Source organism: Lysobacter sp. Soil_C_59 (assembly GCF_057656415.1).
In genome coordinates this window covers 209,887-222,460 of the sequence record NZ_JBDGKK010000004.1, presented here as the reverse complement: position 1 = coordinate 222,460, position 12,574 = coordinate 209,887, and the positions used below count along the sequence as shown (strand labels likewise).

Here is a 12,574-nt window from a genome sequence, read left to right as displayed (position 1 = left end):
CTGGTGGACGTAGTGCGCAAAGCGCCGGGACTCCCCTGCCGATACCGCAAAGGGCAAGGCCAGGACGGCGAACAGAAGGACCCTGGGTAGCCACATGCTGCCGATCCTCTTGTCTTCGCCCAGCCAACCCGGCCGGTAGTTATGACGGCTCAAGCCCGAACATCTTACCCTCGAACGAGGGGGCTCCACGCACCCCGATCAGGGTCTACCGCGCGCGCTGCAGGCATATATCGTCTGCGCATGACCAACTATGTATGCCGGTATCCCGACGGCGCCGCAGGGCTCGGATTGCTGCTCATTCGAATCTGCCACGCGCCCGCCGCCTGCGGCATTGCCGTATCGGCAGATGCGTTCGATCCCTACGTCCGCTACCCGGCTGCGGGACTGATGGCGCTGTTGCTGGCGATCGGTTTTGCGACGCGGTCGACGGCACTGCTCCTGGGCATTCTCACCGTCGTGGCCGTGCCCGGTTCGGATCCGGTCGAACTGTGGTTGCTCGCCGGCCATCTCGGCGCCTGCGCCGGGCTCGTGCTGCTCGGAGCCGGGGCGTACTCGGTCGATGCGAGGCTTCACGGCCGACGCGTCATTCACCTTCACGCCACGACCCCCGATCGAGGCGTTGACGACTGACCTGCCTTGGGATGCCGTTCGCGCGGCGACGCTGTCAGCCTCACTCGGCCGTACCCACGTCACGAGGGCACCATGTCGATCATCCCGTCATCCCAAGGTTCGTCGGACCACCGAGACTCGCTGGCCTCCGGCCTCGCGGCCAGTTACAGCGGCCTGGTTGCATTCATCGCGGTAGCCAACGAGGGAAACTTCGCGCGTGCTGCAGACCGGTTGGGCATCGGCCGCTCGGCAGTCAGCCGCAGCGTGCAGAGGCTGGAAAGCCAGGTGGGAGCGCGCCTGTTCTCGCGCACCACCCGCAGCACGACCATCACGCGCGAAGGAGAGCAGTTCTACGACAACTGCCGCCCTGGTCTGGAAAGGTTGCTGCAGGCACTGGAAGACATGCGCGATCTTCGCGACGGACCACCCCGTGGACCGTTGAAGGTCACCGCGCCGACGGGTTTCGGTCGCAAGGTGGTCGCACCCCTGCTCGCCGAGTTCCGACGGCAGTTCCCGGAGGTCACCCTGGAGCTGCTGCTGGACGATCGCGTCGTCGACCTTGGCGCGGAGCGGGTCGACATCGCCTTTCGCGACGGCCGTCTGGAGGACAGCCGGGTGATCGCCAAGAAGCTGGTACCGATGCGCGCGCTGGTTTGTGCATCCCCGGACTATGTCCGCCGGCATGGCCTGCCGACATCGATCGACGAGCTGGCCACGCATCCGTGCATCAACCAGCGCCTGGCAAATGGCCGACTGCAGTCCTGGGACTTCAAGGTCGACGGTCTGGCTCGCGCCTTCACACCCAACGGCATCTTCGTTGTCAACGATCCTTCCCTGGCGGCACGAGCCGTGCTCGACGGCCAGGGCATTGCCCAGCTGCCTGCCTATCAGGTTTGCGATGCGCTGCGCGAAGGCCTGCTTGTGACGTGCCTGGAATCCATCGCACCGGACGATCGCGGGCACTTCCTGTGCTATCTGAGCCGCCATCAGTTGCCCAAGCGCGTGCGGGCGTTCATCGACTTCATGACCACCAGGATCCGCGCACTCGATCTGGAAGGTCCCATCCTTGGCACTGGCACCGAACCGGCCAGGCAGGTCGCGCAAACGACCATGGGAATTGAAGTCGCCGCTTGAGCTGCAGCGGCATTGATGCTGCGTGTGAGACAGCGTGGTTCCGCGAGGTTGTCTACTGCTGCCAGAACTCGTCTTCCAGACTGCATGCCATCGATGTGGAAGGAGACTGGCATGCAGGGTTCAGGCGGAACCGTCGTCGGCAAACTGACCTCGCGCGGCGGACGAGGTGCTCCGTGCAGCACGGAGTGAGGATCGACCCGGCCAGGTCAGTGCACCTTGGCGCGATGACCTGGGCCGCCATCGTTGAATCGCTGCCGCGCCACATGCGGTCGCGTGCCAGCAAGCAGGGCGCCGACTATCAGGGATTCGTGGAAGCGGTGATCTGGGTGGCCTGGGTCGACGTGCACTGGTCGGAGCTGCCGCCGGAACACGGCGCCTGGCGATCGGTGCACGCGCGGTTCCTGCGCTGGAATCGCCGCCGCCTGTGGGAAGCCATCGCACTGCACATCGGCGCAGAGGCCGCGACCCACCTGCTGCGGCGGGCAAGCCAGGCCGGGCAGGCATCGTTGCCTTCTGCTCACGAGTGAAGTGCCTGTCGAAGGACTGTTGTTGATGCGATCGGACCCTATAAAAGACCCACCAGACATAACTTTCCAGGTGTTGGATGAATCGTCTACAAGGCAAGGTCGCGCTCGTTACCGGCGGCAACAGTGGCATCGGGTTGGCAGCGGCCAAACTGTTCGCGGCGGAGGGAGCCACGCTGATCATCACCGGGCGGCGACAGGACGCACTGGACGACGCCGTGCGCCAGATCGGTCACGGCGCCATCGGTATCCAGGGCGATGTTGCCGACATCGAGCATCACGCCGCCGTCGCGCAATCGGTGCGCGATCGATTCGGTGCGCTTGACGTGTACATGGCGAACGCCGGCGTCATCTCGATCGCACACTCGGCCACGGTGACTGCCGAGGAGTACGACAACCAGTTCAACGTCAACACGCGCGGCGTCTTCTTCGGGGTGCAGTCCATTGCGCCGGTCATGCGGGACCATGGAAGCATCATCCTCACCAGCTCGCTGGCAGCGAGCAAGGTCCTCCAGGGCCACGCCGTGTATGCCGGAACGAAGGCCGCCATCGCGGCTTTCGCCCGCAGCTGGGCGCTTGAGCTGCGCGAGCGTCAGATCCGGGTCAACGTGCTCAGTCCGGGGCCGGTGGACACCTCGATCCTCTCCAAGCTTGGCATTCCGGAGGCCGATCGCCCCGCGTTCCTCAAGGCCACGACCGACCTGATTCCTGCAGGACGCATGGGCGAACCGGACGAACTGGCCCGGGTCGCACTCTTCCTCGCCAGCGCCGACAGCTCGTTCGTCAACGGCATCGAACTCAGCGTCGACGGCGGCATGTCGCTGACCTGATTGGACCAAGGCCGTGCGAGTGCTTACTCCACCGTGACCGACTTGGCCAGGTTGCGCGGCTTGTCGACATCCGTGCCACGCGCCAGTGCCGCGTGATACGCCAGCAGCTGCACCGGGATCGCATGCACCACCGGTGACAGCACGCCGACGTGGCGCGGCGCGCGAATCACGTGCACGCCGTCGGACGGACCGAACTGGCTGTCCTCGTCGGTGAACACGAACAGCTCGCCGCCGCGCGCGCGCACTTCCTGCATGTTCGACTTGACCTTCTCGAGCAGGCTGTCGTTGGGCGCGATCACCACCACCGGCATGGTCGCGTCGACCAGGGCCAGCGGGCCGTGCTTGAGCTCGCCGGCCGGATAGGCCTCGGCGTGGATGTAGGAGATTTCCTTGAGCTTGAGCGCGCCTTCCAGTGCGATCGGATAGTGCACGCCGCGACCCAGGAACAGCGCGTGCTGGCGCGGCGCGAAACGCTCGGCCCAGCTGACGATCTGCGGCTCGAGGTTGAGCGCGTGCTGGACGCTGCCCGGCAGGTGGCGCAGAGCTTCCAGGTATTCCGATTCCTTCTCCGGCGACAGGCGACCCTGCAGCTTGGCCAGCGTTGCAGCGAGGGTGAACAGCGCCACCAGCTGGGTGGTGAAGGCCTTGGTCGATGCAACACCGATTTCGGCACCGGCGCGGGTGTAATAGACCAGCTTGCTGGCGCGCGGGATCGCGCTCTCGGGCACGTTGCAGATCGACAGGCTCTTGTCGTGGCCCAGCGACTTGGCGTACTTGAGCGCTTCCATCGTGTCGAGCGTTTCGCCCGATTGCGAGATCGTCACGAAAAGGTGATTCGGGTTCGCCACCGCCTTGCGGTAGCGATACTCGCTGGCGATCTCGACCGAGCACGGGATGCCGGCGATCGCTTCGATCCAGTAGCGCGCGGTCATGCCGGCGTAGTAGCTGGTGCCGCAGGCAAGGATCTGCACGCCATCGCACGCGCCGAGAACTTCGGCGGCATTGGCACCGAACAGCGCCGGCGAGAACCCGGTTCCGTCCATCACGGCTTCGATGGTGTCGGCGATCGCGCGCGGCTGCTCGTGGATCTCCTTCTGCATGAAGTGGCGGTACGGGCCCAGCTCCAGCGAGGCCAGCGACACGTCGGAGACGTGCACTTCGCGCTCGATCGGCTCGCCGTTGATGTCAAACACGCTGACGCCTTCGCGGCGGACATCGGCGGTGTCGCCTTCCTCCAGGAAGATCACGCGACGCGTCGACTGGATGATCGCCGAGACGTCGCTGGCGATGAAGTTCTCGCCCTCGCCCAGGCCGACCAGCAGCGGGCAACCCATGCGCGCGGCAATCATCCGTCCCGGCTCGTGCTTGCTGACCACGGCGATTGCATAGGCGCCGGTGAGTTCGCGCACGGCAAAGCGCACGGCCACGAGCAGGTCGCGGCCCTGCGACTGGTAGTAATGGATCAGGTGGGCGATGACTTCGGTGTCGGTCTGCGACTCGAACGTGTAGCCAAGGCCACGCAGGCGCTCGCGCTGCTCTTCGTGGTTCTCGATGATGCCGTTGTGGACCACGGCCAGCTCGCCGAAGCTGATGTGCGGGTGCGCGTTGGCTTCGGTGACGCCGCCATGGGTGGCCCAGCGGGTGTGGCCGATGCCGAGGCTGGCGTGGAAGTCTTCGGCGTGCGCGGCCGCTTCCATCTCGGAGACCCGGCCGGTGCGGCGGACGCGGCGCATGTCCTGGCCGTCGAACACGGCAATGCCTGCCGAATCGTAGCCCCGGTACTCCAGGCGCTTGAGGCCCTCGATCAGGACCGGCACCACGTCGCGATCGGCGATCGCACCAACAATTCCACACATTCGGCGGCACTCCTCAGATGTCTGGTTAGTTTAGCCGGGGCCGGGCTACCGCCGCTGTACGGCGGACACCCCGGTGTCCGCGCGGACACCGCGGACACCCTTCGCGTCGGCCAAGCCCCTGATTTCAATGGATCAAGCGGTGGCACGGTTCGTGCGTTGTTTAAACGCATTCCTATTCCCGTGCACCCAACCACCGCATGATCCGCGATACCTCTGGACAGGACCGTATTCTCGCCCCGGCGCCGGCCAACCCGCGCCGCAAGCAGCTGTTGATCGGCGGTGGCATCGCCGCAGTGCTGCTGCTGGCGCTGACCGTACCCACGCTGGGCCGCTGGCTCGGCTCCGGACAATCGGTCAGCGGCGAGCGCCTGCGCGTGGCCGAAGTACGCCGCGGCACCCTCATCCGCGACGTCGCGGTGCAGGGCCGCATGGTCGCCGCAGTCAGCCCCACCCTGTATGCCCCGGCGGCCGGCACCGTGACGCTGCGGGTGCAGGCCGGCGATGTCATCAAGCAGGGCCAGACCCTGGCGGTGATCGACAGCCCCGAGCTTCGCAGCCGCCTGGTCCAGGAGCAGTCGACGCTGGCCAGCCTGGAGGCCGAGGCGCGCCGGGCCGCACTCGATGCCCAGCTCGCCCGCTCCACCGCGCGCAAGTTGCTCGACCAGGCCGAGATCGACCGCACCGCGGCGATGCGCGACCTGGAGCGCGGCCAGCGCGGCTTCGAGGGCGGCGCGGTGTCGCAGGTCGAAGTGGCGCGCGCGCAGGACGCGGTGAAGAAGGCCGACATCGGCCTGACCCACGCCAAGCACGACTACAGCCTGCAGGACCAGGGCGTGAGCCTGGACACGCGCAACAAGCACCTGCTCGCGCAGCGCCAGGAGGCGATCGTCACCGAGCTGCAGCGCCAGGTCGACCAGCTCAACATCCGCTCGCCGGTCGAAGGCGTCGTCGGCACTGTGGCCATCACCGATCGCACCGTCGTGCCAGCCAACCAGGCGTTGCTGGTCGTGGTCGACCTGCGCGAACTGGAAGTCGAACTGCCGGTGCCGGAAAGCTTCGCCGACGACCTGCGCCTGGGCATGGCAGCCGAAATCAGCTATGGCGGCCACAAGTACGCCGGCAAGCTGCGCTCGGTGTCGCCGGAGGTGGTCAACGGCCAGGTCATGGCGCGCGTGCGCTTTGCCGACGACAAGGCGGCGGAAGGCCGTCCGTCGGGCCTGCGCCAGAACCAGCGCGTCAGCACCCGCGTGCTGATCGAGGAGAAGCCGAACGTGCTGATGGTGCAGCGCGGCCCGTTCCTCGATACCGGTGGCGGCCGCATCGCCTACGTCCTTGACGGCGACACCGCGGTCAAGCGCCCGATCACCGTCGGCGCCAGCAGCCTGTCCGACGTGGAAGTGCTCACCGGCCTGGAGCCGGGTGAGCGCGTGGTCATTTCCGACATCACCCCTTTCAACGGCGCCGACCAGGTGCTGGTCAACAACTGATCACACAGATCCCAGGAGTACGAACATGTTGAAGATGACCCACCTGAGCAAGGTCTACCGCACCCATATGATCGAGACGCACGCCTTGCGCGGCTTCGACATCCACGTGCGCGAGGGCGAGTTCGTCGCCGTCACCGGGCCGTCCGGTTCGGGCAAGACCACCTTCCTCAACATCGCCGGCCTGCTGGAGGAGTTCAGCGACGGCGAGTACCTGCTCGACGGCGTCGCAGTCAAAGGCCTCAACGACAACGCCCGTTCGCGCCTGCGCAACGAGAAGATCGGCTTCATCTTCCAGGGCTTCAACCTGATCCCCGACCTGAACCTGTTCGACAACGTCGACGTGCCGCTGCGCTACCGCGGCATGAACGCCGCCGAGCGCAAGGAGCGCATCGAGCATGCGCTCGGCCGCGTCGGCCTGATGTCGCGCATGAAGCACTACCCGTCCGAACTCTCCGGCGGCCAGCAGCAGCGCGTGGCAATCGCCCGCGCCTTGGCCGGTTCGCCGCGCCTGCTGCTCGCCGACGAACCGACCGGCAACCTCGACTCGCTGATGGCGCGCGGGGTGATGGAGCTGCTCGAGGAGATCCATGCCCAGGGAACGACGATAGTCATGGTGACCCACGATCCGGAACTGGCCGCACGCGCGCAGCGCAACGTCCACATCATCGACGGCCAGGTCACCGACCTGGACGACTCGCCGCGCCTGGGCGGTGAAGTCGCCGCCGCGACCGCCACCGCGGCCGCGACCGTGCCGGCCAACTGAGGACACCGCCATGATCGGCTATTACCTCCGTCTGGCACTCATCTCCCTCAAGCGAAACCGCATCCTCACCGCGCTGATGGTCGCCGCCATCGCGCTGGGCATCGGCATGTCGATGACCTCGATGACCGTGCTGCACATGATGTCGGCCAATCCGCTGTCGCATAAGGACGAACAGGTCCGTCGCGTCCAGCTCGACAACTGGGACGCCAACGATCCCTGGGACGAGGACGACCCGTCCGAAGCGCCGGACCTGATGACCTACCAGGACGTCCGCAACCTGGTTGCCGCGCACAAGGCCGAGCACGAGGCCGGCTTCTTCCCCAACGTGCTGTCGGTGGAACCGCCGCAGCGGGAGATCAAGCCGTACATGGTCGAAGCGCTGTTCACCACGCACGGCTTCTTCCCGATCTTCGAACCGCCGTTCAAGTACGGCGGCGGCTGGAGCCAGGCCGAGGACGACAATGCCGCGCGCGTGGCCGTGATCGACCAGGAAACCAACGAGAAGATCTTCGGCGGTGAGAACAGCGTCGGCCGCAAGATCCGCCTCAGCGGCGAGGACTACACCGTGGTCGGCGTGCTCGAGAAGTGGCACCCGACGCCGCTGGTCTATCACATCGCCGCCGGCGCCTTCAACGACCCGCAGGCGATCTTCGTGCCGATGAGCATCGGCATCGAGAAGGAGCTCGTCAGCGGTTCCAACAACAGCTGCTTTGAAGACCGTTCCGACCCGGGCTACCAGGGCCTGCTGGGCTCGGAGTGCATCTGGATCGACTTGTGGGTGCAGGTGAAGGACGACGCCGACGCGCAGCGCTACCTGAGCTTCCTCAACAACTACGTCGGCGACCAGAAGAAGAACGGCCGCTTCCCGCGTCCGCTCAACAACAAGCTGCGCAGCGTCTCGGAGTGGCTGGTCGCGCAGAAAGTGGTCAGCCGCGATGCACGCACGCAGGTGTGGCTGGCATTCGCCTTCTTCGCCGTGTGCCTGATCAACACCGTTGGCCTGCTGCTGGCCAAGTTCATGGGCAAGTCCTCGGAGATCGGCCTGCGCCGCGCCGTGGGCGCCAGCAAGCCGGCGGTGTTCGCGCAGTACCTGACCGAGTCCGGCCTCGTCGGCCTGGCCGGTGGCGTGATCGGCCTGGTCTTCACCGGCCTGGGCCTGCTCGCGCTGCGCAAACTCTACGCCGGCACTTCGATCGAGAAACTGGCGCAGCTGGACTGGACCATGGTCGGCCTGTCACTGCTGATCGCACTGGTGGCCAGCCTGATCGCCGGGCTCTACCCGACGTGGCGCGCCTGCCAGGTGCAGCCGGCCACGCAACTGAAGACGCAGTAACGGAGCAAGCCATGGAATTCCGTCCAGTACTAAACGCGCTCATGCGCAACAAGACCGGCCTGCTGCTGATCGTGCTGCAGGTCGCCATCACCCTGGCCATCGTCTGCAACAGCGTCTTCATCATCCTGCAGCGCATCGAGAAGGTGAACCGGCCCAGCGGCATGCAGGAAGCCGGGCTGTTCACCGTCAACAGCCTCGGCTTCGCGCCGGACTTCGACCTGGCCGGCAGCCTGCGCCAGGACCTCGATGCACTGCGCTCGATCCCGGGCGTCATCGACGCGACCACCATCAACTCGGTGCCGCTGTCGCAGGGTGGCTGGAGCGAGGGTCTCTCCGACCAGCCCGACAGCGTGCCGCAGGAGAAGCGCATCCGTGAAAGCTCGGCCGTCTACATGGTCGACGAACACGGGCTCAACACGCTCGGCGTGAAGCTCATCGCCGGCCGCGACTTCAATGCCGGTGACATCAGCCCGCGCACCAAGGACGACAAGGGCACGCTGCACTCGGTGATCATCACCCAGGCCCTGGCCGAGAAGCTGTTCCCGGGCGGATCCGCGGTCGGCAAGACGATCTACAGCAGCCTGCCCGGCAAGAACGGTCCGGTGACGGTGGTCGGCGTGGTCGAGCGCCTGCAGGCACCGTGGGTGGGCTGGGACAAGGTCGAGCAGACCACCATCGTGCCGCAGTACAGCCTCGGCGAGTTCGACGCCAACAGCTCGCGCTACCTGATCCGTGCCGAGCCCGGTCGTCGCGACGAAGTCATGAAGGAAGCCGAACGCAAGCTCGGCGAGATCAACACCGGCCGTATCGTCCGTGGCCTGCGTTCGATCGAGGAAGTGCGCGGCGACAGCTATCGCCAGGACCGCGCGATGACCATGGTGCTGACCACGGTGATCTTCGCCCTGCTCGCCGTGACCGGTCTTGGCATCGTCGGCATGGTCAGCTTCTGGGTCACGCGCCGCATCAAGCAGATCGGCACGCGCCGCGCCCTGGGCGCACGCCGCTTCGACATCCGTCGCTACTTCATGATCGAGAACCTGATCGTGGTCGGCATCGGCGTGGCGGTCGGACTGGTGCTGACCTACGGCTTCAACATGTGGCTGATGAAGCACTACGAGCTGCCGCGCCTGGCCTGGTACTACGCGCCATTGGGCGCGCTGACCGTGCTGCTGCTGGGCCAGCTGGCCGTGTTCGGCCCGGCCACGCGCGCGACCCGGGTATCGCCGGCGGTCGCCACGCGCACCGTCTAGGCCATCGTGCCGCTTGTGCCGGGGGTGGGAATCATCCCCGGCACATTGCGGCAACGTGGTCCGCTGCTAGGCTAGTGCGATGCGTACGATCCTGGTCATCGACGACAACCATGCCGTGCACGTCGCGCTCGACGTGCTGTTCTCGCTGGCCGACCTGCGCGTGCTGAGCGCGGAATCGCCGGACGAAGGACTGGACCTGCTCGATCGTGAAGTCATCGACCTGGTCATCCAGGACATGAACTTCACCGCCGACACGACCTCCGGCGAGGAAGGCATCGCGTTGTTCCGCACCATCCGCGACCGCTTCCCCGACCTGCCGATCATCCTGCTGACCGCGTGGACGCGGCTGGAGTCCGCGGTCGCGCTGGTCAAGGCCGGTGCCGCCGACTACCTCGGCAAGCCGTGGGACGACCACAAGCTGATGACCGCGGTGACCAACCTGCTCGAACTGGGCGAAGCCAACCGCGCCCTGGCCGAGCACCGCGCGGAGGAACGTCGACGCCGCCGCGAACTGGAACGCGACTACGACCTGCGCGGCGTGATCTTCGACGATCCCGCCAGCGAGCGCCTGATCAGCCTGGCCTGCCATGTCGCCCGCGCCAACGTGCCGGTGCTGATCAGCGGTCCGAACGGCGCCGGCAAGGAACGCATCGCCGAAATCATCCAGGCCAACTCGTCGGTGCGCACCGGCCCGTTCGTGACGCTCAACTGCGGCGCCTTGCCGTCGGAACTGATCGAGGCCGAACTGTTCGGCGCCGATGCCGGTGCCTACACCGGCGCCAACAAGTCGCGCGAGGGCAAGTTCGAAGCCGCCGACGGTGGCACCCTGCTGCTCGACGAGATCGGCAACCTGCCGCCGGCCGGGCAGATGAAACTGCTGCGCGTGCTCGAGACCGGCCGCTTCCAGCGCCTGGGCTCCAACCGCGAGCGCCAGGTCGACGTGCGCGTGATCGCCGCCACCAACGCCGACCTGCCGGCGATGATCCGCGCCGGCACGTTCCGCGAGGATCTCTACTACCGGCTCAACGTGATCGAGCTGCGCGTGCCGCCGCTGGCGGAACGGCGCGGCGACATCCTGCCACTCGCCGAACATTTCCTCGAAGGCCGCCGCCAGCTCGGCGAAGCCGCGCGCGCGGCGCTGCTGCGCCATGCCTGGCCCGGCAACGTGCGCGAGATGAAGAACGCGATCCAGCGCGCCTTGCTGCTCGGGCAATCCGAGCGCATCGAGCCCGAGCAACTCGGGCTGCCGGCGGCAGCGCCCATGCCGCGACCGCACGGCGATGACGAGGTCGGCCGCGATGCGATCGAAGCGGCGATGCGCCGTGCCGGCGGCGTGCTGAGCCAGGCCGCCGCCGAACTGGGACTCAGCCGCCAGGCGCTGTACCGGCGCCTGGAAAAGCTGGGCATTCCGCGCTGACGTCATGCGCCCGGCGTCGCACCGCTTCTCCCTCACCGGCAAGCTGGCCTTGCTGCTGTTCGTGTTCGCGCTGGTCGCGACCGGCGCCACCGCGCTGCTGCATTACCTGCTCGACAACCTGGTCCTGGCCGCCAGCCTCGCCGCCCTGTTGTGCGCACTGCTCGCGCCATGGCTCGCGCACCGCTACCTGGCGCGGCAGCTGAGCCTGTTCCGTGCCCTCTCCGGCTCGGTCGCCAGCTTCCGCGATGGCGACTTCAGTTTCAGCCTGGCGCGTCGATCGAAGGACGAACTCGATGACCTGATCGAGGCCCACAACGAGCTTGGCAACGTCCTGCGGCAGGAACGGCAGTCGCTGTTCCAGCGCGAACTGCTGCTGGACACGGTGGTGCAGAACACGCCCACCGCACTGGTGCTGACCGAGCCAGGCGGCGCGATCGTCTACGGCAACCTGGCCGCGCGGCAGTTGTTCAACGACGGCCGCAAGATCGAAGGCGTGCGCTTCGCCCAGCTGGTCGAGCGTACGCCGGCGCCGCTGCGCGAAGCATTGGGCGAAGGCCGCGACCGCCTCTTCACCTTCGAGTACGGCGGACAGGAAGAGACCTACCACCTCGCCCGCCGCGAGTTCCATCTCAACGGCCGCGTACACACGCTGTTCCTGTTCAAGCGCCTGACCGCCGAGCTCAACCGCCAGGAAGTGGCTACCTGGAAGAAGGTCATCCGCGTGATCAGCCACGAGCTCAACAACTCGCTGGCGCCGATCACCTCGCTCGCCCACTCCGGCGCCGAGCTTCTGCGCCGCGAGGACTACAGCAAGCTGGACCGCATCTTCGACACCATCGAGGAGCGTGCGCGCCACCTGCATGGCTTCCTGCGCGCCTACTCCAGCGTCGCCAAACTGCCGGTGCCGGAGCTGGAGACGATCCAGTGGTCACCGTTCCTGATGCGCCTGCAGCAGCACTATGCGTTCCAGCTGGACGGCAATCCGCCGGAGACCACGGTGCGGTTCGACCCGGCGCAGATCGAGCAGGCCTTGATCAACGTCCTCAAGAACGCGCACGAATCGGGCTCGTCGCCGGAACTGGTCACGCTGGCCGTACGCCAGATCGGCCGCATGGTGCGCATGGAAGTGGGCGACCGCGGGCCGGGCATGTCGGAAACGGTGCTGGCCAATGCGCTGGTGCCGTTCTACTCGACCAAGCGCACCGGCAGCGGCCTGGGCCTGGCGCTGGCACGCGAGATCGCCGAAGCGCATGGCGGACGGATCGCACTGGCCAACCGCAACGGCGGCGGACTGACGGTGAGCCTGACGCTGCCGGTGGAATAACCCGTCGTCCCGGCGAACGCCGGGACCCAGGCCCGCAACCTTCCAGC

General features: G+C 66.8%; 11 protein-coding genes. 10 read left to right on the top strand and 1 reads right to left on the bottom strand.

Annotated elements, in window-relative coordinates; genetic code table 11:
- Positions 1 to 240 precede the first annotated feature (240 nt).
- From AC3A3Q_RS10300 to AC3A3Q_RS10285, 4 genes are all read left to right on the top strand, one after another.
- On the top strand, positions 241 to 630 hold the full coding sequence (locus AC3A3Q_RS10300; protein ID WP_487586166.1) for a hypothetical protein: 390 nt from the start codon (positions 241 to 243) through the stop codon (positions 628 to 630).
- 72 nt (positions 631 to 702) lie between these two features.
- The gene (locus AC3A3Q_RS10295; RefSeq protein WP_487586165.1) at positions 703 to 1,743 is read left to right on the top strand and encodes a LysR family transcriptional regulator; all 1,041 of its coding nucleotides are present in this window, start codon (positions 703 to 705) and stop codon (positions 1,741 to 1,743) included.
- 224 nt (positions 1,744 to 1,967) lie between these two features.
- Positions 1,968 to 2,270 carry a transposase gene (locus AC3A3Q_RS10290; protein ID WP_487586164.1) on the top strand — a complete coding sequence of 101 codons (303 nt, stop codon included), beginning with the start codon at positions 1,968 to 1,970 and terminating at the stop codon, positions 2,268 to 2,270.
- A 77-nt stretch (positions 2,271 to 2,347) separates the two neighbouring features.
- A complete protein-coding gene (locus tag AC3A3Q_RS10285; protein WP_487586163.1) occupies positions 2,348 to 3,097 on the top strand; it encodes an SDR family oxidoreductase in 750 nt (249 codons plus the stop codon).
- A gap of 23 nt (positions 3,098 to 3,120) precedes the next feature.
- Here the strand turns inward: AC3A3Q_RS10285 and glmS are convergent, their stop codons facing one another.
- Positions 3,121 to 4,953, bottom strand: a complete 1,833-nt coding sequence (gene glmS, locus AC3A3Q_RS10280; RefSeq protein ID WP_487586162.1) for a glutamine--fructose-6-phosphate transaminase (isomerizing) — start codon at positions 4,951 to 4,953, stop codon at positions 3,121 to 3,123.
- 197 nt (positions 4,954 to 5,150) lie between these two features.
- Between glmS and AC3A3Q_RS10275 the strand changes: the two genes are divergently transcribed.
- The 6 genes from AC3A3Q_RS10275 (at position 5,151) to AC3A3Q_RS10250 (ending at position 12,527) form a co-directional block, all read left to right on the top strand.
- Entirely contained in the window at positions 5,151 to 6,440 is a 1,290-nt protein-coding gene (locus AC3A3Q_RS10275) for an efflux RND transporter periplasmic adaptor subunit (RefSeq protein WP_200608904.1), read from the top strand.
- Between the two features lie 25 nt (positions 6,441 to 6,465).
- Positions 6,466 to 7,203, top strand: coding sequence for an ABC transporter ATP-binding protein (locus AC3A3Q_RS10270; RefSeq protein WP_487586161.1), 738 nt, complete (start codon positions 6,466 to 6,468; stop codon positions 7,201 to 7,203).
- A 10-nt stretch (positions 7,204 to 7,213) separates the two neighbouring features.
- The gene (locus AC3A3Q_RS10265; protein ID WP_487586160.1) at positions 7,214 to 8,536 is read left to right on the top strand and encodes an ABC transporter permease; all 1,323 of its coding nucleotides are present in this window, start codon (positions 7,214 to 7,216) and stop codon (positions 8,534 to 8,536) included.
- Between the two features lie 11 nt (positions 8,537 to 8,547).
- Complete coding sequence (locus AC3A3Q_RS10260; RefSeq protein ID WP_487586159.1) at positions 8,548 to 9,786, top strand: ABC transporter permease; 1,239 nt, start codon at positions 8,548 to 8,550, stop codon at positions 9,784 to 9,786.
- A gap of 79 nt (positions 9,787 to 9,865) precedes the next feature.
- Positions 9,866 to 11,203 carry a sigma-54-dependent transcriptional regulator gene (locus AC3A3Q_RS10255; protein ID WP_487586158.1) on the top strand — a complete coding sequence of 446 codons (1,338 nt, stop codon included), beginning with the start codon at positions 9,866 to 9,868 and terminating at the stop codon, positions 11,201 to 11,203.
- A gap of 4 nt (positions 11,204 to 11,207) precedes the next feature.
- Positions 11,208 to 12,527 (top strand): sensor histidine kinase, encoded by a 1,320-nt coding sequence (locus AC3A3Q_RS10250; RefSeq protein ID WP_487586157.1) that lies wholly within the window; start codon positions 11,208 to 11,210, stop codon positions 12,525 to 12,527.
- The last annotated feature ends 47 nt before the right edge of the window (positions 12,528 to 12,574 follow it).